The sequence below is a fragment of the Gordonia humi genome (genome assembly GCF_014197435.1).
GTDB classification, from domain to species: domain Bacteria; phylum Actinomycetota; class Actinomycetes; order Mycobacteriales; family Mycobacteriaceae; genus Gordonia; species Gordonia humi.
In genome coordinates this window covers 3217344-3237212 of the sequence record NZ_JACIFP010000001.1, presented here as the reverse complement: position 1 = coordinate 3237212, position 19869 = coordinate 3217344, and the positions used below count along the sequence as shown (strand labels likewise).

The 19869-nt window shown below is 68.5% G+C and carries 17 protein-coding genes; 4 read left to right on the top strand and 13 right to left on the bottom strand.

Features of this window, described 5'->3' with window-relative positions; translation table 11 throughout:
• Nucleotides 1–26: 26 nt before the first annotated feature.
• The 3 genes from BKA16_RS14865 to sfnG form a co-directional block, all read right to left on the bottom strand.
• Nucleotides 27–1196, bottom strand: coding sequence for an SfnB family sulfur acquisition oxidoreductase (locus tag BKA16_RS14865; protein ID WP_183371416.1), 1170 nt, complete (start codon nt 1194–1196; stop codon nt 27–29).
• 4 nt (nt 1197–1200) lie between these two features.
• Entirely contained in the window at nt 1201–2397 is a 1197-nt protein-coding gene (locus BKA16_RS14860; protein ID WP_183371415.1) for an acyl-CoA dehydrogenase family protein, read from the bottom strand.
• Between the two features lie 75 nt (nt 2398–2472).
• Nucleotides 2473–3639, bottom strand: a complete 1167-nt coding sequence (sfnG, locus tag BKA16_RS14855; RefSeq protein WP_183371414.1) for a dimethylsulfone monooxygenase SfnG — start codon at nt 3637–3639, stop codon at nt 2473–2475.
• A 227-nt stretch (nt 3640–3866) separates the two neighbouring features.
• On the opposite strand from sfnG, the gene BKA16_RS14850 reads away from it, so the two are divergent.
• Nucleotides 3867–4505 (top strand): dihydrofolate reductase family protein, encoded by a 639-nt coding sequence (locus BKA16_RS14850; protein WP_183371413.1) that lies wholly within the window; start codon nt 3867–3869, stop codon nt 4503–4505.
• Between the two features lie 139 nt (nt 4506–4644).
• Here BKA16_RS14850 and BKA16_RS14845 read toward each other — a convergent pair whose 3' ends face one another.
• The 8 genes from BKA16_RS14845 to BKA16_RS14810 form a co-directional block, all read right to left on the bottom strand.
• A complete protein-coding gene (locus BKA16_RS14845) occupies nt 4645–5820 on the bottom strand; it encodes a hypothetical protein (protein WP_183371412.1) in 1176 nt (391 codons plus the stop codon).
• A gap of 113 nt (nt 5821–5933) precedes the next feature.
• The gene (locus BKA16_RS14840) at nt 5934–8108 is read right to left on the bottom strand and encodes a malate synthase G (RefSeq protein ID WP_183371411.1); all 2175 of its coding nucleotides are present in this window, start codon (nt 8106–8108) and stop codon (nt 5934–5936) included.
• 113 nt (nt 8109–8221) lie between these two features.
• The gene (locus BKA16_RS14835) at nt 8222–9106 is read right to left on the bottom strand and encodes a 3-methyladenine DNA glycosylase (RefSeq protein ID WP_183371410.1); all 885 of its coding nucleotides are present in this window, start codon (nt 9104–9106) and stop codon (nt 8222–8224) included.
• Nucleotides 9106–10182, bottom strand: a complete 1077-nt coding sequence (locus tag BKA16_RS14830) for a hemolysin family protein (RefSeq protein ID WP_183371409.1) — start codon at nt 10180–10182, stop codon at nt 9106–9108. The genes BKA16_RS14835 and BKA16_RS14830 overlap by 1 nt, the downstream gene beginning before the upstream one ends.
• Nucleotides 10175–11557, bottom strand: coding sequence for a hemolysin family protein (locus BKA16_RS14825; protein WP_183371408.1), 1383 nt, complete (start codon nt 11555–11557; stop codon nt 10175–10177). Before BKA16_RS14825 ends, BKA16_RS14830 begins: the two co-directional genes overlap by 8 nt.
• A 10-nt stretch (nt 11558–11567) precedes the next feature.
• The gene (gene guaB1, locus BKA16_RS14820; RefSeq protein WP_183371407.1) at nt 11568–13004 is read right to left on the bottom strand and encodes a GMP reductase; all 1437 of its coding nucleotides are present in this window, start codon (nt 13002–13004) and stop codon (nt 11568–11570) included.
• 56 nt (nt 13005–13060) lie between these two features.
• Nucleotides 13061–14002, bottom strand: coding sequence for a M56 family metallopeptidase (locus BKA16_RS14815; RefSeq protein ID WP_183371406.1), 942 nt, complete (start codon nt 14000–14002; stop codon nt 13061–13063).
• Between the two features lie 55 nt (nt 14003–14057).
• Nucleotides 14058–14450, bottom strand: a complete 393-nt coding sequence (locus BKA16_RS14810; protein WP_183371405.1) for a BlaI/MecI/CopY family transcriptional regulator — start codon at nt 14448–14450, stop codon at nt 14058–14060.
• A 299-nt stretch (nt 14451–14749) separates the two neighbouring features.
• Between BKA16_RS14810 and BKA16_RS14805 the strand changes: the two genes are divergently transcribed.
• Both BKA16_RS14805 and BKA16_RS14800 read left to right on the top strand, forming a co-directional pair.
• Nucleotides 14750–15169: a PaaI family thioesterase gene (locus BKA16_RS14805; protein ID WP_183371404.1), complete on the top strand. Its 420-nt coding sequence runs from the start codon at nt 14750–14752 to the stop codon at nt 15167–15169.
• 138 nt (nt 15170–15307) lie between these two features.
• Nucleotides 15308–17068, top strand: a complete 1761-nt coding sequence (locus BKA16_RS14800) for a BCCT family transporter (protein ID WP_221246859.1) — start codon at nt 15308–15310, stop codon at nt 17066–17068.
• Between the two features lie 169 nt (nt 17069–17237).
• Here BKA16_RS14800 and BKA16_RS14795 read toward each other — a convergent pair whose 3' ends face one another.
• Both BKA16_RS14795 and BKA16_RS14790 read right to left on the bottom strand, forming a co-directional pair.
• Nucleotides 17238–18668: an NAD(P)/FAD-dependent oxidoreductase gene (locus tag BKA16_RS14795; protein WP_183371402.1), complete on the bottom strand. Its 1431-nt coding sequence runs from the start codon at nt 18666–18668 to the stop codon at nt 17238–17240.
• 68 nt (nt 18669–18736) lie between these two features.
• Nucleotides 18737–19348 carry a GNAT family N-acetyltransferase gene (locus BKA16_RS14790; RefSeq protein ID WP_183371401.1) on the bottom strand — a complete coding sequence of 204 codons (612 nt, stop codon included), beginning with the start codon at nt 19346–19348 and terminating at the stop codon, nt 18737–18739.
• A gap of 61 nt (nt 19349–19409) precedes the next feature.
• On the opposite strand from BKA16_RS14790, the gene BKA16_RS14785 reads away from it, so the two are divergent.
• Nucleotides 19410–19865: an acyl-CoA thioesterase gene (locus BKA16_RS14785; protein WP_343067438.1), complete on the top strand. Its 456-nt coding sequence runs from the start codon at nt 19410–19412 to the stop codon at nt 19863–19865.
• Nucleotides 19866–19869: the final 4 nt, after the last annotated feature.

Here is a 19869-nt window from a genome sequence, read left to right as displayed (position 1 = left end):
GTTCCCTTCATGACGAGAGGTCGGTGTTACAGGGTGCCGTGGCTGGGCGGCCGACGTCGGTCGACGGCCCAGCGCCCGAGATGCTGGAGCTTCCAGCGCTCGGGGTCGTGCAGAGTGTGCGTGCGCGCGTCCCGCCAGTACCGGTCGAGATCGGCCGGTGCCGCAGCGGTACGGGTGCCGCCGATGTCGAACAGCTCGCCGCCCACGCGTCGTGCGGCGCGCCCGGCGGCGACCTTGGCGGCCGCGGTGGCCAGTGCCGCCGCGGCGATCGCGTCGGGACCGCCGTGCTCGTCCGCCGCATCGATCCGGTCGGCGGCCTCGTGCAGGAGGGCCTGTGCCGAGCGGACCGCGAGTTCCAGCTCGCCCGCCTGCGCGACGAGCAGCGGATCGTCGGCCGCGCGCTCGACGTCCGCCTCGAACCAGGGGCGTGCTCGCGCGGCGAGACCGGGGAGCTCGTCGAGCGCGCCGCGGGCGATCCCGACGTCGATCGCCGCGTGCAGGAGCTGTGCGCGCGTGCCGTACGTCGACGGCTCGGCGACGAGGCCGGTGTAGTCGAGTACCAGATCGGGGTCGACGACGGCGTCGCGCAACGACACCGTTCCGCTGCTCGTGGTGCGCTGACCGAATCCGTCCCAGTCGACGTCGATCCGCACCCCGACCGCGTCCGCGGGAAGGTAGGCGATCACGCTGCCCCCGTCGGGGCCGAGCGCGCGCACCGCGAGGACGTCGGCGAACACCGCGCCCGTGCAGTAGTACTTGGTGCCCGACACGACGAGCCGACCGTCCCGGCGGCGCAGCGTGGTGGCGTCGTCGAGCACGGTGCGCCCGCCGCGTTCGGTCTGCGCGTTGGCGATGCGGGCGCCGTCGAGCACGAGCGAGTACAGCTGCTTCTGCAGCGACTCCGAACCCGCACGGCGAGCTGCGTCGAGGAACACGAAGTGACTCTGCGGGATCTGTGCGACGTTCGGGTCGGCCGCGGCGACGACGGTCACCACCTCGGCGAGAGTGCGAACGCCCAGACCCGGACCACCGAACTCGGTGGGCACGGTGATCGACAGCAGGCCCCAGGCCGAGAGGGCGTCGACCTCGTCGTACGGGAGCGACCGTCCGGTGTCGCGGGCCGCCGCGCCCTCGGCGATGAACGGCGCGAGCTCACGCGCGGCGGCCAGTGCGCTCTCGTGGTCGGTGATCGTCATCGCGTCAGCTGTACAGCGTGAACTGCGGTGCCCGACGGTTCAAGGTCCAGTCGCCGATCTCGCGCGCCTTGTAGGCGACCGGATCGTGGACGGTGTGCGTGCGCAGGTTCCGCCAGTGCCGGTCGAATCCGTACGCCGTGGTCGTCGCCCGGGCGCCCTGGATCTCGAACAGGCGGGAGGCCGCCTCCAGCGAGACCTTGGTGGTCACGAACTTGGCCTCGGCGATCGTGACCGCGGTGTCGGCGCGTTGCTCGGCGGTCAGGGACTCGCCGGTCGCCAGAGCCTCGACGAGTGCCTGTCCGGCCCGGTCGGCGAGGAGCGCCGCTCCGCTGATCTCGGCTTTGAGCGCTCCGACGAGTTCGAGGATGTACGGATCGTCGGTGGCCGACTCCAGTCCGGCCGTCTCCCACGCCGTGGCGTTCAACCGCGTCCAGTCGAGGGCCTCCTCCAGGGCGCCCTCGGCGGTCCCGATGTAGAAGTTGACGAAGGCGAGCTGCCAGTGCGGGGTCACCAGGGTCTGATACGGTGTGAAGGTCGGCGGGCTGTCGGGCGAGCCGAGGATCTCGTCGGGGCGGACCGGCGCGTCACGGAACACCACACCGCCCGAGTCGGTCAGCCGCTGTCCGATGTTGTCCCAGTCGCCCTGCGGCTCGAATCCGGTCCGGTCGGTCGGCAGGGTCAGGAAGACCAGGGCGTCGCCGTACGACGCGGTGACCGACAGCTGGTCGGCGACGCTCGCCCCGGAGGCGAACGTGCGGCGGCCGTCGAGTCGGTACTCGTCGCCGACCCGGGTCAGCACCAGGCCGTCGGCACCCCGCGGATTCTGCACGCCGCCCCAGAAGGGCTTCTCCTGCGCGTTGCGCCGCGAGAGCGCCTCGGCCTGTTCAGGAGTGCCGAAGAGATGCGGGATCCGCTGCTGCGCGTAGTGATATCCGAGGAGGTGGGCGATCGAGGTGTCGCCGCGGGCGACACGCCGGGTGATCTGCTGACTCTGTGCGTAGTCGAGCCCCGACCCGCCGAACTCCACTGGTTCGCCGACTTGCAGCAGATCGTGCTCTCGCAGCAACTCGATCTCGGCCGTCGGGTCGGCGTTGGTCCGATCCCGTTCGGCGGCGCTCGCGCGGAGTTCGGCGGCGACGAGGTCGGCCCGGCTGCGAGCCGCGGCGTAGTGGTCGGTTGTCTGGTCGTTCGTGACGGTCATGAGAGGTGTCCTTGGGTGATTGCCCGCTGATCGAGCGGGCGAGGCGAGTCGAAACCGATGAGGTGAGGTGCGCGCTCAGGCGCTGAGCACACCGTTCCGTGCGAGTTCGCGCTCGAGCGTGCCGCTGGAGTTCAGGTCGGCCTCGAGTTCGCGGACCAGAGGCAGGATCCGGGTGCCGAAGTACTCGACGTCCTCGAGATAGTGGAGGAAACCGAGGAGGAACAGGTTCACTCCGCGCGTCTTGTAGGCGACGATGCGCTCGGCGATCTGCTCGGGTGTGCCGATGAGACCGGTTCGGAACCCGTCGTTGTACTGGACGAGGTCGGCGAACTCGGAGTCGGCCCACATGCCCTCCTTGTTCGACGTCGACGTACCCGCCTGCGTCACCGCGGAGCCGAACCCCTCGACCGCCTCGCGATCGGCCTTCTCGACGATCTCCCGCAACACGTCACGGGCCTCCGACTCGCTGTCCCTGCCGATGAGGAAGCCGTTCAGCCCGAATCTCACCGAACGCCCGTGCAGTGCGGCCTCGGTGTTGACGTCCACCACCTGTTCTGTGATGCCGTCGAAGTCCTTGCCGTTGCTGAAATACCAGTCCGACACGCGGCCGGCCATGGCCCGCGCCGCCGTCGAGTTGCCGCCCTGGAAGATCTCCGGATGCGGGCGACCGGGCAGGTCGAGCGGTTTCGGCTTGAGGTCGAAATCGTGCAGACGATAGAAGTCGCCCGACAGCTCGGCGTGCTCATCGGTCCAGATGGTGCGCAGGTAGGTGATGAACTCCTCGGTGCGGCGGTACCGCTCGTCGTGTTCGAGCCACGGCTCGCCGAGCTTGGTGAACTCGTCTTTGAACCATCCGGACACCACGTTCACCGCGGCGCGTCCACCCGACAGGTGATCGGCCGTGGTCAGGAGTTTGGCGAGGACTCCGGGCTGCCACAGCCCGGGGTGGACGGCCGCGATCACCTTGAGCCGCTCCGTCGCCAGCAGCAGTGCGAGCGAGAACGCCGTCGACTCCTGTTGGTACGCGGCACCGTACGAGGCGATGTAGCGCACCTGGGTCAGCGCGTAGTCGAAACCGTTGTTCTCGGCGAGCACCGCGAGTTCGCGGTTGTAGTCGTAGCTCCAGTCGGTGCGCTGTTCGATCTTGGAGACGACGAGGCCGCCGCTGACATTGGGCACCCAGTAGGCGAACTGCAGGGGTGCGGCCGCGGCTTCGAGCCGTTGCGCATTGATTTCGGACATGACGGAATAGACCTCCCCAAGGCCTGGCGGTGGTGGGCGACGGCGCAGCGATCAGCGGCGTCGAATGACCGGTGATGCGGTCACGAGACGAGTCTGCGCCGTGCGCCGCGGTCGGTCCAGGAATGGAATCGTCGTGGTTCCAATCAGGGTGAGGCGATCCGCGGCGGCACCGGTGCCGCCGCGTCGTCGGTCCTTCGGAGGACGCCGTGTGCGCGTACGATCACCGCATGTCGCGGATTCGGGTCCACAATCTCAACACGTCACTCGACGGATTCAGCGCCGGCCGGACGGTGACGTTCGACGAGCCGATCGGCGGGGCGTCGGCGCTGTTCGCGGCTTTCGACGGGCGGGTGATCGAGGGGGTGCACAACACCGACGAACCGGTCACCGCCGACCGGGCGTTCTACAGTCTGTGGGGTCAGGGGATCGGCGCCGAGATCATGGGGCGCCGGAAGTTCGGACCGCAGACGGGGCCGTGGACCGACGACGAGTGGGTCGGCTGGTGGGGTGACGCGCCGCCGTTTCGGACGCCAGTCGTGGTGATGACCCACCACGAGCGGCCGCCGATCCACTTCGACAACGGCACGAGTTTCCACTTCGTCGGCGGATCGCCGGCCGAGGTCCTCGGCGTGGCCCGCGATCTCGCGGGCGACGATGACATCCGTCTCGGCGGCGGACCCTCGACGGTACGCCAGTTCCTGGCCGACGACCTGGTGGACTTCATGCATCTGGTCGTGTCGCCGATCGTCCTCGGCGGCGGGGTGTCGATCTGGGACGGGAACGCCGACCTGCAGGATCGGTTCACGGTGGAATCGGTGACCACCGGGAGCGGGCTGACGCACCAGTTCTGGAACCGCCTCGCCTAGACTCTCCCCGTCGATCGACCATGCGCCGTCGAGACATGCGCGGCGCCCGGCGACATGCGCGGCAGTCGGGAATGCCGCGCATGTCGCCGAATGCCGCGGATCGGTCGGGGAGTGCGGTGGACACCCGCCGCACGCGGCGTCAGGGCGCCGCGGCCGGCAGCACGATTCGGCTGATCGCGACCGTCGCGGCCGGCTCGGGCGTCGGCAGCGGATCGGTCACGTCGCCGAAGTCGACCGTCGCGGTCGGTGCGGGCAGCGGACCGGCACCGCGGAAACCCATGCCGGTGAGGATCGCCATCTGCGGCGGTCTGCCGACGAACGTGAAGAACTCGGCGATCGCGTCACCGACATGTGCGGGCACCTGGTCGCCGGACAGCTTCACGACGGGGTAGTCGGCGACCGGCGTCGGGCCCTTCGGCGCCACGGCGGTCACGCGAGCGCGCTTGTCGTCCTTCGTCGATCCGTACAGGCGCTGTTCGGTGACCGGAACAGCACGGACCTCGGCGTCCGCCGCGTCGCCGACGCGCGCGATCGCCTGGACGGCGGCCTCGGTGGAGCCGTCGCCCACCGTCGGCGGCGCCGACATCAACTGCTCGACGGCACTGCGGACCGCGGGACGATTCACCTGTGCCGCGGTCAGCGGGCCGTTCTGCCGGGCGGTGGCCGCGGCGACGGCCTGCGCGGCCAGGGCGGTGGCGTCCGACTGCGGACCGTTCGGCATCGCCATGCGCAGCGAACCCCAGTCGCTGTGACCGAATGCGCGCAGTGAGTTGGCCCGAGTCAGGTCGGGCAGGTCGGCCCAGGCGATGCGGCCGTTCGCGGCGGCGGCCACCTCGGGTTGGACGGCCAGCCGGACGGGGGAGGACACCAGCGACTCGGGCGGGCCCTGCAGCACCTCGGCCTTCGCCGTCTGGAGTGCGGCGGCCCACACCGACGACTCCGGCACCCACGCGCCCGGGAACGGGCCGAACGCCTGCGCGTCCCAGTTCTTCGCGGTCAGCCCCTCGAGGGTGGCGCGGGAGTCCGCCGGTCGTACCTGCACGGTGACGCAGTGGTCGCGGACGATCGGCGACGTCGCGTTGTAGTTCTCGGCGATCTTCTGCAGGCCGGGCGCGATGGCCGGATCTGCGACGATCGGCACGGTCGCGGCGCCTTCGACACAGGTCTGCGCCTCGGTCTCGGCGTCGTCGTCGATGTGATCGCCGAGCTTGGTCCATGCGGTGATCGCGGCCGCGACGAGGATGACGATCAGCGCAACCGCTACCAGCGGCCTCGCGATGAACTGCCGGTTCTTACCCGTCGAGTGCTTGGACACCCCGGATCCCTTCTTCCGTCCCGACGCTCGCGCGTCGCGTCATCGGCCTCCTACGACGCCGAGCCCGGACCGAATCCGGCCCGGGCTCGGCGTTCTCACACCACTGAGGTATATCAGGCGTTGGCCGCCTTGTACTCGCGGCGCGCCCGGTGCAGGATCGGTTCGGTGTACCCGCTCGGCTCCGACGCGCCCTGCAGGATCAGCGCCTTGGCGGCGTTGAACGCGATGTTGCCGTCGAAGTCGGCCGCGAGCGGGCGGTACGCCGGGTCGCCTGCGTTCTGGCGGTCGACGACCGGCGCCATCCGCTTGAGGGCGTCGACGACGTCGTCCTCGGAGACCACGTCGTGGCGGATCCAGTTGGCCAGGAGCTGGCTCGAGATGCGCAGGGTCGCGCGGTCCTCCATGAGTGCGACGTCGTGGATGTCGGGCACCTTCGAGCAGCCGACGCCCTGATCGATCCAGCGGACGACGTAGCCGAGGATCGACTGCGCGTTGTTGTCGAGTTCCTCGCGCTTCTCCTCGTCGGTCCAGTCGGTGCCCTTCGCCGAGTTCTTGGCGAGGGGGATCGTCAGGATGTCGTCGACGGACGCGGGATCGCGCTTGGCGATCTCGTCCTGCCGCTCGAAGACGTCGACCTCGTGGTAGTGCAGCGCGTGCAGCGTGGCCGCGGTCGGCGACGGGACCCAGGCCGTGGTGGCGCCCGCGGTCGGGTGGCCGATCTTCTGCGCCAGCATGTCGGCCATCAGGTCGGGCATGGCCCACATGCCCTTGCCGATCTGCGCCTTGTGCTCCAGACCCGCGTGCAGACCGACGTCGACGTTCGAGTCCTCGTACGCGTTGAACCAGGTCTGGCCCTTGATGTCGGCCTTGCGGACGAACGGACCGGCCTCCATCGAGGTGTGGATCTCGTCGCCGGTGCGGTCGAGGAAGCCGGTGTTGATGAACACGACGCGCTCGGACGCGGCCTTGATGCACGCCTTCAGGTTGACCGAGGTGCGACGCTCCTCGTCCATGATGCCGACCTTGAGGGTGTTGCGGTCGAGGCCGAGGACGTCCTCGACGCGGCCGAACAGCTCCGAGGTGAACGCGACTTCGTCGGGACCGTGCATCTTCGGCTTGACGATGTAGATCGAGCCGGTGCGCGAGTTCTGCAGGCCCTCGGGGCTCATGCCGTGGATGCCGATCGCCGAGGTGATCAGGGCGTCCAGAATGCCCTCCGGGACCTCGTCGCCCTGGGCGTCGAGGATGGCGGGGTTGGTCATCAGGTGCCCGACGTTGCGGACGAAGAGCAGGCTGCGGCCGTGGACCTCGTACGAGGAGCCGTCCGGCGCGGTGTACACCCGGTTCGGGTTGAGGACGCGGGTGAACGTCTTGCCGCCCTTGGTGACCTCTTCGGACAGGTCGCCCTTGTTCAGGCCGAGCCAGTTGGTGTAGCCGAGGACCTTGTCGTCGGCGTCGACCGCGGCGACCGAGTCCTCGAAGTCCATGATCGTGGTGACGGCCGATTCGACGAGCACGTCCTTGACGCCGGCGGCGTCGGTGGAACCGATCGGCGACGCGGCGTCGATCTGGATCTCCAGGTGCAGGCCGTTGTGGCGCAGCGCGACGGCGGTCGGTGCCGCGGCGTCGCCGGTGTAGCCGACGAACGCGGTCGGATCGGCGAACGTCGTGGCCCGGCCGTCGACGGTGACGACGATCTTGTCGCCGTCGACGACATAGCTCGTGGCATCGGCGTGGCTGCCGTGCTCGAGGGGGACGGCCTTGTCCAGGAACGCCTTCGCGAATGCGATCACCTTGTCGCCGCGGACCTTGTTGTACGACGAGCCCTTCTCGGCGCCGTCGGCCTCGCTGATGGCGTCGGTGCCGTACAGGGCGTCGTAGAGCGAGCCCCAGCGCGCGTTCGACGCGTTGATCGCGAAACGGGCGTTGAGGATCGGGACGACGAGCTGCGGACCGGGGACCGTGGTGATCTCGTCGTCGACGCCCGTCGTGGTGATCTCGAAGTCGGCGGGCTCGGGGACCAGGTAGCCGATCTCGGTCAGGAAGGCCTTGTACTCGGCGAAGTCGGCGTCGGCGTGGTCGCGGTGCCACGCGTCGATCTTCGTCTGGAAGTCGTCCCGCACGGCGAGGAGCTCGCGGTTGCGCGGAGCCAGATCGTTGATCACCGCGGCGGCCCCGGCCCAGAACTTCTCGGCGTCTACGCCGGTACCCGGAAGAGCCTGGTTGTTGACGAAGTCGTAGAGGACCTCAGCGACTTGCAAGCCGTTGACGGTGACACGATCAGACATGACGACCTTTCGGTGTGCGTAGGAAGCGAACAATCCAACATCTATGACGTTGTGGTTCATTCCGGGTACGGATGCACCCTGCGGCGACTATGATACCCGCTGGTAACTTCATTTCATCGACCGGTCCGGGAGACCTCGACGAGGCCCCGACAGGTGCTGCTCAGTCTATCGCGGAGCGCCGCGCCCCGTCGTGCGATCGCAGTCTGCTCGCTCACGTACCGGGCCCGGCCCTCGTGGGTCTCGATCGGCACCGGTTCGTACGGTCGGCCCGCCATGTCGGTGACGCCCGCCAGATCGTACGGGCTCGCCCGCATATCCAGTTCCCGGGCGGTCAGGGCCAGGTCGAAGGAGTCGGCGAGCAGATCGGAGCCGATCAGCGGCGACAGACGCAGACAGTAGCGGTACAGATCCATCGTCGCGTGCAGGCAGCCCGGCTGCTCGTTGTGGACGGCGTCGTCGCGGGTCAACGCGATCGGGTTGCGCCCACGAGCCGGTTCGGTGAAGAACCGGAACGCGTCGTAGTGGGTGCACTGCAGACGGCCGGCCTCGACGACGGCGTCGGTGCCCGCCGCCCCGAGACGCAGGGGATGCGGATGCCGCTTCTCGTCGGTGCGGTACACCATGGCCCACTCGTGCAGTCCGAAACAGCCCATCCGCGCCGGGCGCGACGCGGTGGCGTCGACGATCCGCGCGGTCGCGGTGACCAGATGCAGCCGGTCGGCCAGGTGTTCGGCCGACACCGCGACGCCGCCGTCGTCGCCGACCTCGTAGCCGCGCGCATCCTCGAACTCCGGGGCGTCGCGCAGCACGACACCGTATCCGGGGTGCCAGCCGGTGACCTGCGCCGGCCGCGCCGAGTAGTAGGTGAACAGGAAGTCGATCACCGGATGCTTCACACCGCGTCGGCGCATCCGCAGGTACGGGCCGACGAGCCGTTCGATCCGCGCCCGGTGGTCGGCCGCGCGGGCGGTCCATTCCGGGCGTGCGAGAGCCTGCATCAGATCCGGTGCGTGGAGTCGCGGACGTCGCCGACGAAGGCCTCGGCGAGATCGGCCAGGGCGAGCATGCCGATGATCGCGCCGCCGTCGTCGACCACGGCGCCCAGGTGTGCACTGGCCTTCTGCATCTGCGTGGCCGCCTCGTCGAGGGGCACCGCGGCGTTGATCTTCGGCAGCGGGCGGATGCGGTCGACCGCCACCAGCGAGTCGGCGTCGACGTTCTCGTCGAAGACGTCGTCGAGCACGTCCTTGAGATGCAGATAGCCGATGTACGATCCGTCGAGTCCGCGGACCGGGAACCGGGAGAAGCCGGTCTCGCGCACGGCGTCCTCGACCGAGCCCAGCCGCGGGCCGAGTCCGCCGGTCTCGGGGTCCGGTCGCAGTCGGACGCTGCGCACGCCCGACAGGGGGATCATCACCTCGCGCACCGTGCGGCGGACGGTGTCGAGCGCCCGCGTCAGTCGGTCGTGCTCACCGGCGTCGAGCAGGCCGAACTCGCGCGACTCGCCGATCATCTGCGCCAGTTCGGTCTCGGTGACGGTCGTCGCGAGCTCGTCCTTGGGTTCGACTCGCATCAGTCGGAGGGTTCCGTTCGCCAACGCGTTGTAGAGCCAGATGATCGGCTTGGCCAGGCGCAGGAACCACAGGTGGATCGGCACCAACACCATGGCCGCGTTCTCCGGGCCGGCGAGGGCGATGTTCTTCGGGACCATCTCGCCGAGCAGGATGTGCAGCACGACGACGAGCATCAGCGCCACCACGAACGAGATCGGGTGCAGCAGCCCGTCGGGAATGTGCACCAGTTCCAGCGGCTTCTCCAGGAGATGCGCGATCGCGGGCTCGCCGATCCGGCCGAGGAGGATCGAGCAGATGGTGATGCCCAACTGGCAGCCGGCGAGCATCAACGAGAGGTTCCCGGTCGCCGTGATCACCGTGCGAGCGCGCTTCTTGCCCGCGTCCTCGAGGGCGACCAGACGATCGCGGCGCGCCGCGATCAGGGAGAACTCGGCACCGACGAAGAAGGCGTTCGCGGCCAGCAACAGAACGGTCAGCAGGACTCCGCCGATGTCACCCATGGTCGGCTCCGATCTCCGGCGCGGCCTCGTCGACGGTGGTCAACCACACCTGGTCCACCCGTCGCTGATCCATGCGGACCACGGTGCCGCGCCAGCGCTGCGGCGCGGCGGAGTCCTCGGTGTCCGCGTTGGTCTCGCGGACCGGGAGGTCGACGACGTCGCCCACCTCGGGAATGCGGCGCAGCTGGAACATGACCAGGCCGCCGAGCGTCTCGTACGCGCCGTCCGGGGCGCGGTAGCCGATCGCGTCCGCGACCTCGTCGAGGCGGAGCAGTCCGGCGCAGCGGAAGCCGTTGCCCACGCGCGCCACCTCGGACTCCTCGTTGTCGTGTTCGTCGGTCACGTTGCCCAGGATCTCCTCGATGAGGTCCTCCGAGGTCACGATCCCGGCCGTACCGCCGTACTCGTCGACCACGACGCACACCTCGAGTCCGTCGGCCGAGATCCGGTCCTTGAGGGCGTCGCCGTCGAGTGAGTCCGGCACCCGGGTCACCGGCCGCGCCAACGATCGCAGCGGCGTCGTCGACTGGGCCGCCGTCCGCACGGTGAACGCCTGCTTGATGTGGACGACGCCGATCAGATTGTCCAGATCACCGTCGTCGGCGACGAGGAAGCGCGAGTGACCGGTCCGCGACGACGCGGCGATCAGATCGCGGACCGTGTCTCCGGGTTCCAGGCTCTCCACCCGGACACGCGGTGTCATCAGGTCCTCGGCGGTCAGATCGCCGAACCGCAGCGACCGATCCACCAGCCGTGCGGTGTCGGCGTCGAGTTCGCCCTCCAGAGCCGAATTGCGGACGATCGCCGCGAGCTCTGCGGACGATCGCGCCGACTGCAGTTCCTCGGTCGGCTCCACTCCCAACCTGCGGACCAGCGCGTTGGCGCTTCCGTTCAGTCCGGTGATCGCGTATTTGAAGACGCGCGAGAACGCCATCATGGGCACGGAGGTGAATCGGGCGACGGCGAGCGGTTTGGCGATGGCCAGGTTCTTGGGCACCAGTTCGCCGAGCACCATCGACAGCGAGGTCGCGATGATCAGCGATGCGGCCAGCGAGATCCCGGTCTTGACCGAACCGTGCGCGCCGAGCGCCTCGAGGATCGGATCGAACAGTTTGGCCAGCACCGGTTCGGCGATGTAACCGGTGATCAGCGTGGTGATCGTGATGCCGAGCTGTGCGCCCGACAGTTGGAACGAGAGAGTGCGGTGCGCGCGGTCGACGGCACGCGCCCGACGGTCGCCGCGGCGCGCGACGTCGTCGGAGATCGTCGATCGCTCCAGGGCGGTGAGCGAGAACTCACCCGCGACGAACAGGGCCGTTCCCAGGGTCAAGGCCACGAAGCCGATCAGGCTCGCGACGATGATCACGATGTCCATCGGGGTGGGATCACCATCCTCCGGGCAGCGGTCTGCCCTCGGCGAAGCCGGCCGCCGACTGCACGCCGAGGACCACCTTCTCGTGAAGTTCGGGGAGCGAGGTCGCACCGGTGTAGGTGGCGGTCGAGCGCACACCCGAACAGATGTGGTCGATCAGGTCCTCGACGCTGGGCCGCTCCGGATCGATGCGGATGCGCGAGGACGAGATGCCCTCCTCGAAGAGCGCTTTGCGCGCCTGGTCGTAGGCGTTGTCACCGGCCGATCGTGCGGCGACGGCCCGCTTGGACGCCATGCCGAAGCTCACCTTGTACTCGCCGCCGGCGTCGGCGTGCAGATCGCCCGGCGACTCGTAGGTGCCCGCGAACCACGATCCGACCATGGCGTTGGACGCGCCCGCGGCCACGGCGAGTGCGACGTCGCGCGGGTGGCGGATGCCGCCGTCGGCCCAGACGTGTGCGCCGCGCTCACGCGCGGCGGCCGCACACTCGACCACGGCCGAGAACTGCGGGCGACCGACCCCGGTCATCATGCGCGTGGTGCACATCGCACCGGGGCCGACACCCACTTTGACGATCGTCGCGCCCGCGTCGACGAGGTCGAGCGCTCCGCGTTCGGAGACGACGTTCCCCGCCGCCAGGGGCACACCGAGGTCGGCGGCGGCGATGGCCGACAGCGCGGAGATCATCTTCTCCTGGTGTCCGTGCGCGGTGTCGACGACGAGGAGGTCGGCGCCGGCCTCGACGAGGGCCCGAGCGCTCGCGACCACGTCGCCGTTGATGCCGACGGCGGCGGCGATCCGCAGCCGCCCCTGCGCGTCGACGTTCGGCCGGTAGATGCCCGCCCGCAGGGCGCCGGTGCGTGTCAGCACGCCTGCCAGCGCGCCGTCGCCGTTCACCAGGACGGCGAGGTCGGCGTTCGCGTCGACGAGCGCGTCGAAGACGACACGCGGATCGGTGTCTGCGGGCAGGGTCACCGGGATCGGTGTCATGGCCGACCGCAGATCGGTGAACATGTCGATCTCGTGGCCGACGCCCGCGCGGGGCACCACGCCGACCGGAGCCGAACCGTCCACGACCACGGCGTAGCCGTGGGCACGCTTGGGGATCAGGGCCTGCGCGTTCGCCATCAGATCGTTCGGCGACATCACCACGGGGGTGTCGGCCACCAGATGCCGGGTCTTCACGTGCGCGATGGTGCGGCGTGCCGCGTCGATCGGCACGTCCTGGGGCAGGACCACCAGGCCGCCGCGGCGGGCCACCGTCTCGGCCATCCGTTTGCCCGCGATGGCCGTCATGTTCGCCACCACCAACGGGATCGTCGTGCCGGAGCCGTCCTCGGTCGACAGATCGACGTCGAACCGCGACGTGGCCGCGGAGCGGTTCGGCACGATGAACAGATCGTCGTAGGTCAAGTCGTGGTCGGGGCGATGGCCCTCGAGGAAGCGCACGTACATTCGCCTTTCAGCAGGGGAGATCGTCAGCGGAGACCGTCCGCGGGCGGTCCTCACGCATGGGAGACGAGGCGGTGGAGCTCGGTGAGCCACGGAATCGCCACGGCGAGGGTCGGAACGACGAGGATCGCCACGGCCAGGACATACGCCGTCGCGGAGATGAGGGGTACCGGGCGGACGTCGCAGAGTCGGCGGACCCGGACCAGTGTCGTCGGACCGCCGACCGCCATCGCGCCGCGCGGGGCCGTCGCGTCCGCGCAGGCGACGAGCGCGCGACCGACGGTGGTCGGTGCGGTGGCGTTCGCGGCCTGGTCGTCGGCGAGGGCCTCGGCGAGCAGTTCCACCGCGCCCAGCGCCGACCGCGACCGGACGAACCGGGGGAACGCCTCGTGCAGCGCGATGAACGCCTCCAGGACGAGATCGTGGCGCGCGCGCAGATGGGCGCGCTCGTGTTCGATCACCGCGGAGAGCTCGGCGTCAGACAGGCGGGCGAGCACACCCTCGCTCAGAACCACACGGCTGCTGCGCAGCCCGGGAAGACAGTAGGCGAGGGGCGCCTCGACATCGAGGACGCGGATGTCCCGGCCGGTCTGCCGGTGCATGTCGACGCGATCGACCAGGTCGATCAGATTGCGGTGCGCGTTGCGTCGGGCGCGGGTGCGGATGCCGACGCGGACGGCGGTGTACATCAATCGGGCGCCGACGAGCAGGGTGAGCGCGAAGATCACGACGTACACGGTCCACAGGAACCAGCCCAGACGTGCGGCCTCGTCGAACGGATTGGTCGTCGGAGCGCCGTCGGGGCCGGGGGACAGGAGGTTCGCCGCGATGGCCAGGCCGGTGCTGAAGGCGGACAGGACGGCGGCGAGGGCGACGGCCTGCCACAGCGCCATCGCGGCGCGCGGAGCGTACAGCGGCCAGGCGGCGCGCGAGAGCGCCTGGGGGATGGGACCGATCAACGCGACGGTGAGGATGCCGAACAGCAACGCGGTCATCGGCTCCCCTCTCCGCTGATGTCGACGAGCAGATGCTCGGTGGTCGGTGCTGACTCTAGTGTTTGGCGCCGCGGGACGATTCGAGTTCGTCCAAAGCCTCGCGGAGGGCGGCGATCTCGTCGGCGTCGACCTGACCGACGAACGAGACCAGTGCCGCATGACGTGACCCCGGCGCCTCGGCCCCCTTGAGGGCGTCGACCATCAGGCTGGCGACGAGGTCCTCACGCGGACGGGTGGCGGTGTATCGATGGGCGCGATCGTCACGGATCTGGGTGACGAGCTCCTTCTTCGACAGGCGTTGCAGCACGGTCATCACCGTGGTGTAGGCGAGCGATCGGGAGCGGGACAATTCGGCATGCACCTGCCGCACCGTCTGCGGCGTCGCCGACGCCCACAGGGTGTCCATCACTGCGCGTTCGAGCTCTCCCAGGCCGTTCATCTTCTTCATCTTACGTCGGCTCCCGTCGAAGTCTGTTCTCTGCCCTGTCCACCGTGCTCAACGTCGCCCGGTCGGAGAAGGTTCCCGTCAGTGGTCCGTGTCTCACGACGATCCGCGCTTGACACGTAAGTAAGGATAGCCTACATTCAATCGCAAGGATCGTCTGAGTGTCCTGAGGGCTGCAGAGACCTCCGATCCGCCAGTGGCCCCCGTGCTCGTATACGAGTGCGGGGGTCACTGATCTCTCCGGGTCCGGAAGCGTCGGGGCGATTACCCGCGTTCGGGTCGGTGATGGCACGCTGACCGGTATGAACGAGAAACTCGCCGAGACCCTGCGGCAGGCAGCGGAGTCGGGCGGCATGGACAAGTTGTTGGGCTTCGTCGTCGACGAGGCGTCGGGCGACGGGATCCGCGGTCACCTGACGATCACCCCCGACCACCACCAGCCGTTCGGCATCGTCCACGGTGGCACCTATTGCGCGATCGCCGAGAGCGCGGCGAGCATCAGCGCCTTCTGCTGGGTGCAGGAGAGCGGCATCGGCGGGACCGCCGTCGGCGTGAACAACTCGACGGACTTTCTGCGGTCCGTTTCCGACGGGGACATCACGGTGACGACGACACCCGTTCATCGCGGACGCCGTCAGCAGTTGTGGCAGGTCGACATGGTCGATGACCAGGGGCGGCTCATCGCGCAATCCCGTGTGAGAATGCAGAACATCGCGCGGTGAGACCGTCGCGAACGAGTGTGGACGCCCCGAGGGATCGGGGCGTCTTCTCGTAGCGGTCCGTTTGCCACCTGAGAACAACCTGTTACGGTCGAAAAGTTGAGATGGTCGTCTCAGGGTGGTTTGCGCCCTGCGACGGGTATGGAACGACAAATGACCGTGTGGAGCTCGTGGCGAAGGAGACCTGTGTCAACGCCGAGTAAATCCAAGGAGAATCCGACACGCGACTGGGTGGTCTTCTCGATCACCGCGGCGCTGTCGATCGCCTTCGTCCTCTGGGGATTCCTCGACAAAGAGGGCTTGAAGACGATTTCCGCCGATGCTCAGGACGGGGTGATCAAGTACCTCGGATGGCTGTTCGTCATCGCCACCACCGGATTCGTCATCTTCGTGATCTGGCTGGCCGTCAGCAAGTACGGCCGCATCAATCTCGGTAAGGACGACGAGGGCCCGGAGTTCCGGACCAGCTCGTGGATCGCCATGATGTTCAGTGCCGGCATGGGGATCGGTCTCATGTTCTTCGGCGTCGCCGAGCCGCTGACGTACTTCGTGAATCCGCCGCCGGGCACCGTCGCGCCGGAGACCGTCGAGGCGTTCAAGACCGCGATGGCCACCACGATGTTCCACTGGGGCCTGCAGCCGTGGGCGATCTACGCGGTGGTCGGACTCGCGATCGGCTACGGCATGTACCGCAAGGGGCGGTCGCAGCTGCTGTCGGCGGCGTTCACATCGCTGTTCGGCGACCGCGCCAACGGACCGGCGGGCAAGATCATCGACATCCTCGCGATCTTCGCGACCCTGTTCGGATCGGCCGCGTCGCTCGGTCTGGGCGCCCTGCAGATCGGTGACGGGCTGAAGTTCGCCGGCTGGGTCGGCAGTGTCGGCACGCCGATCCTGGTCGTCATCATCGCGGTATTGACCTGCTGCTTCATCCTGTCGGCCGTGTCGGGCATCGCGCGCGGCATCCAGTGGCTCTCGAACATCAACATGGTCCTCGCGCTGCTGCTGGCCGTGTTCGTGTTCGTCGTCGGGCCCACGCTGCTGATCCTGAACCTGATCCCGAGCGCGCTCGGCGACTACATCCAGGACTACGTCGGCATGAGCTCGCGCACCGGCGCCGACGGCGATGAGCAGCTCGCGAGCTGGCTGTCGAGCTGGACGATCTTCTACTGGGCGTGGTGGATCTCCTGGACCCCCTTTGTCGGCATGTTCATCGCGCGCATCAGCCGCGGCCGCACGATCCGTCAGTTCGTGGCCGGCGTGCTCCTGGTCCCGACCATGGTCAGCCTCGTCTGGTTCTGTGTCTTCGGCGGCGCCGCCATCCACCGTCAGGACGAGTTCGGCGATCTGGTGAAGGATCCGAGCGACGTCGACTCGACGGGTGCGCTGTTCAATCTGCTCGACACGATGCCGTGGTCGACGGTCACCGCGGTGCTGGTGATGCTCCTGGTCGCGATCTTCTTCGTGTCCGGCGCGGACTCCGCGTCGATCGTCATGGGCTCGCTGTCGGAGAAGGGTGCGCACGAGCCGCGTAAGCCGACCGTCATCTTCTGGGGTGTCCTGACCGGTGCGGTGGCCGCGATCATGCTCTCGGTGGGCGGCGAGACGGCCTTGGACGGACTGCAGTCGATCACCATCATCGCCTCGGTGCCGTTCGTGATCGTCATGCTGCTGCTCTGCGTCGCCCTGTACAAGGATCTGCGCAACGACCCGACGATGCTCGTCGAATCACGCAGCTCGCTGCTCGTCGAGCGCGCCGTCGCGATCGGCACCGGCAGTTACGGCGACGACTTCGACCTCGTGACACGCTACAGCGAGACGGGCTCCCAACCGGTCGTCCACGTCGGCGACGACGAGGCCGCCGCCGACGAGTCGGTGGACACGCCGGAGACGTCCGCGTAACGGAAGACAGCAATCCGGCTACGGGCCCGCACTCCACTACCGAGAATCACGCCACTGGGCGTGACCGGTGGCCGCGAGGCGGGCCCGTAGCCGTTTCCGCTGCGGGCCCGACTTCCGGCCGCTTGTCACGAGACAGGCGGCCGGAAGTCGGAACTACCCGGAAGCGGAACTACGCGGTGCCGTTGCGGTCCTCGAGCGCCTTCTTGGCGCGGGCGCGCTCGTCGTCGGCGAGACGGAGGCGTTCGAGGTAGGAGAGTTCGGTGAGTGCGTGGCGCGCGTACACTTGCTGCTCGGTCACCGCGAGCTGGGTGCGTCCCCGGGTGGAGAAGGCGAAGAACCAGTTGACGAACGTGTTCAGGCGGTTGCGGAATCCGACGATGTACACCAGGTGCAGCATCAGCCAGCCCAGCCACGCGAAGTAGCCCTCGGTCTCGAACTTCTTCTTGGTCCCGGGGATCGGCACCTGCATCACCGCGCTGAACCGCGAGATGGTGGCCATCGAGCCCTTGTCGAAATAGCTGAACGGCTTGCGCTGGTCCGGGGTGTGGCCCTTGAGCGCGGCGCGGATCGCGTCGGCCGCGTACCGGCCGCCCTGGATGGCGCCCTGAGCCACGCCCGGGACACCGTCGACGGCCATCATGTCGCCGACGACGTACACGTTGTCATGGCCGGGGATCGTCAGATCCGGTCCCACCTTGACGCGCCCCGCGCGGTCGAGTTCGGTCTCGGACTGATCGGCGAGGATCTTCCCGAGGCCGCTGGCCTGTACGCCCGCCGACCAGACCTTGCACTGGCTCTGGATGGTCGAGATCTCCCCGTTCGGGTACTTGACGGTGAGACTGTCGTCGTCGATGTCGGTCACCATCGCGCCCAGCCGCACGTCGACGCCGAGCTTCTCCAGGCGGGCCTTCGCCTTGTTGCCGAGCTTCTCGCCGAACGGCGGGAGGACGGCGGGCGCGGCGTCGAGCAGGATCACCTTCGCCTTGGTCGGGTCGATGTTGCGGAAGGCGCCCTTCAAGGTCTTATCGCTCATCTCGGCGATCTGACCGGCCATCTCCACACCGGTCGGTCCGGCGCCGACGACGACGAACGTCAGGAGCATCTCCTGCTCGACGGGATCGTTCGAGAGTTCGGCCTGCTCGAAGGCGCCGAGGATGCGGCCGCGGAGTTCGAGGGCGTTGTCGATGGTCTTCATACCGGGCGCGTACTCGGCGAACTGGTCGTTGCCGAAGTAGCTCTGGTCGGCGCCGGCGGCGATGATCAGGTCGTCGTACGCGGTGACGGTGGTGCGCTCGAGAAGCTGCGAGGAGACGGTCTGCTTCTCCAGATCGATGTCGAAGACCTCACCGAGGAGGACGCGCGCATTGCGCTGGTCACGGAGGATGACGCGGGTGGCCGGTGCGATCTCGCCCTCGGCGATGATGCCCGTCGCGACCTGGTAGAGCATCGGCTGGAACAGGTGATGGGTCGTCTTGGCGATCAGGGTGACGTCGACGTCGGCCTTCTTGAGGCGCTGCGCCGCGAACAGCCCGCCGAAGCCCGATCCGATGATGACGACCTGTCGGCGCCTCATCGGATCGGTGGCAATGGTGTTGCTCATCGGTGTGTCTCCAGTGTTCGTTGTTCGTTATGCGTGAGCGCGTACCGCTCAACGGTAATACCTGGGTGTCAGGCGGTCATGTCGACGGTGCCGATTGCCCGCCGATGACGGCCGGAGCGATGGCCGTCGGCGTGTCGCCCGCGCGTGGACGCCCACTGTTCGCGCAGGATCTCGTACTCGATGTCGCCGTCGGCGCCGTCGAACTGCTCCGGCGACAGCGACATCGGCGACAGCCGCATTCCGAGTTTGCCCATCACGCGCTGGGACGCGAGGTGATCGGCGTGAGTGCTCGCGAAGACGCGTGTGGTGTCGGTCGAGAGGAAGGTCACCGCGATGAGCGCCGACGACGCCTCCGCGGCGTACCCGCGCCCCCAGTGCTCGCGGGCGATCCGATAGCTCAACTCGAGTTCGTGGGCGAAACTGTGCCGCGGCAGCCGCAACTGCACCCACCCGACGAAGGCTCCGCCGCGACGTAGGGACACGGTCCACAATCCGGTTCCGTGCGAGGCGAACTGGGCCTGCGACCGGGGGACCACCCAGTCGGCGATCGTGCTGCGTGCGGTGGATCGACCACCGCTCACGAAGCGCATCACCTCGGGGTCGGCGTCCAGTCGATACAGACGTTCGACGTCCTCGTGCGACACCGGATGCAGTCGCAGGCGTTGGGAGTCGATGGCCACACCGGGCAGTGTATCGACGCGAGTGGATCGCGTGTCAGAGGCCGGAGATATGGTCGTCTGCGTGTCGGATCAACAGAAGGCGAGTGCGGCGCACCAGCCGTTCACGGTCGACGTCGCGATGCGCTGGGGCGATCAGGACTCGCTCGGCCACATCAACAACGTCCAGATCGCGCGAATCGTCGAGGAGTCGCGCGTACGCGCCATGACCGAGTGGTTCGGCGATGCGCGCACAGAGTTCTGGACGGTCCTCGCGCGCCAGGAACTCGAGTTCGTGAGCATCCTGCACTACAGCGCCGAGCCGGTCACGGTCCACGTCTGGATCAGCCGGATCGGCACCTCGTCGTTCGACTTCGGCTGCCGCCTCGTCGCGCCGACCGGTGAGGTCGCGGCATTGTCGGACACCACCGTCACCGCGGTCGATCCGGCGACGCAGCGACCGATGCCGCTCACCGACTTCCTCGTCGATCGCCTGCGCGAGCGTCTCGGCGATCCGGTGCCGTTGCGCCGGCGCCGCTGAGCAC

What these genes read in the sequence shown, in the direction of transcription:
- BKA16_RS14825 (WP_183371408.1), bottom strand. Translation starts at nt 11,557, where the DNA reads ATGGACATCGTGATCATCGTCGCGAGCCTGATCGGCTTCGTGGCCTTG.
- BKA16_RS14810 (WP_183371405.1), bottom strand. Translation starts at nt 14,450, where the DNA reads ATGAAGAAGATGAACGGCCTGGGAGAGCTCGAACGCGCAGTGATGGAC.
- sfnG (WP_183371414.1), bottom strand. Translation starts at nt 3,639, where the DNA reads ATGTCCGAAATCAATGCGCAACGGCTCGAAGCCGCGGCCGCACCCCTG.
- BKA16_RS14815 (WP_183371406.1), bottom strand. Translation starts at nt 14,002, where the DNA reads ATGACCGCGTTGCTGTTCGGCATCCTCACCGTCGCGTTGATCGGTCCC.
- BKA16_RS14805 (WP_183371404.1), top strand. Translation starts at nt 14,750, where the DNA reads ATGAACGAGAAACTCGCCGAGACCCTGCGGCAGGCAGCGGAGTCGGGC.
- BKA16_RS14800 (WP_221246859.1), top strand. Translation starts at nt 15,308, where the DNA reads ATGGAACGACAAATGACCGTGTGGAGCTCGTGGCGAAGGAGACCTGTG.
- BKA16_RS14830 (WP_183371409.1), bottom strand. Translation starts at nt 10,182, where the DNA reads ATGGGTGACATCGGCGGAGTCCTGCTGACCGTTCTGTTGCTGGCCGCG.
- BKA16_RS14840 (WP_183371411.1), bottom strand. Translation starts at nt 8,108, where the DNA reads ATGTCTGATCGTGTCACCGTCAACGGCTTGCAAGTCGCTGAGGTCCTC.
- BKA16_RS14795 (WP_183371402.1), bottom strand. Translation starts at nt 18,668, where the DNA reads ATGAGCAACACCATTGCCACCGATCCGATGAGGCGCCGACAGGTCGTC.
- BKA16_RS14865 (WP_183371416.1), bottom strand. Translation starts at nt 1,196, where the DNA reads ATGACGATCACCGACCACGAGAGCGCACTGGCCGCCGCGCGTGAGCTC.
- BKA16_RS14850 (WP_183371413.1), top strand. Translation starts at nt 3,867, where the DNA reads ATGTCGCGGATTCGGGTCCACAATCTCAACACGTCACTCGACGGATTC.
- BKA16_RS14835 (WP_183371410.1), bottom strand. Translation starts at nt 9,106, where the DNA reads ATGCAGGCTCTCGCACGCCCGGAATGGACCGCCCGCGCGGCCGACCAC.
- BKA16_RS14860 (WP_183371415.1), bottom strand. Translation starts at nt 2,397, where the DNA reads ATGACCGTCACGAACGACCAGACAACCGACCACTACGCCGCGGCTCGC.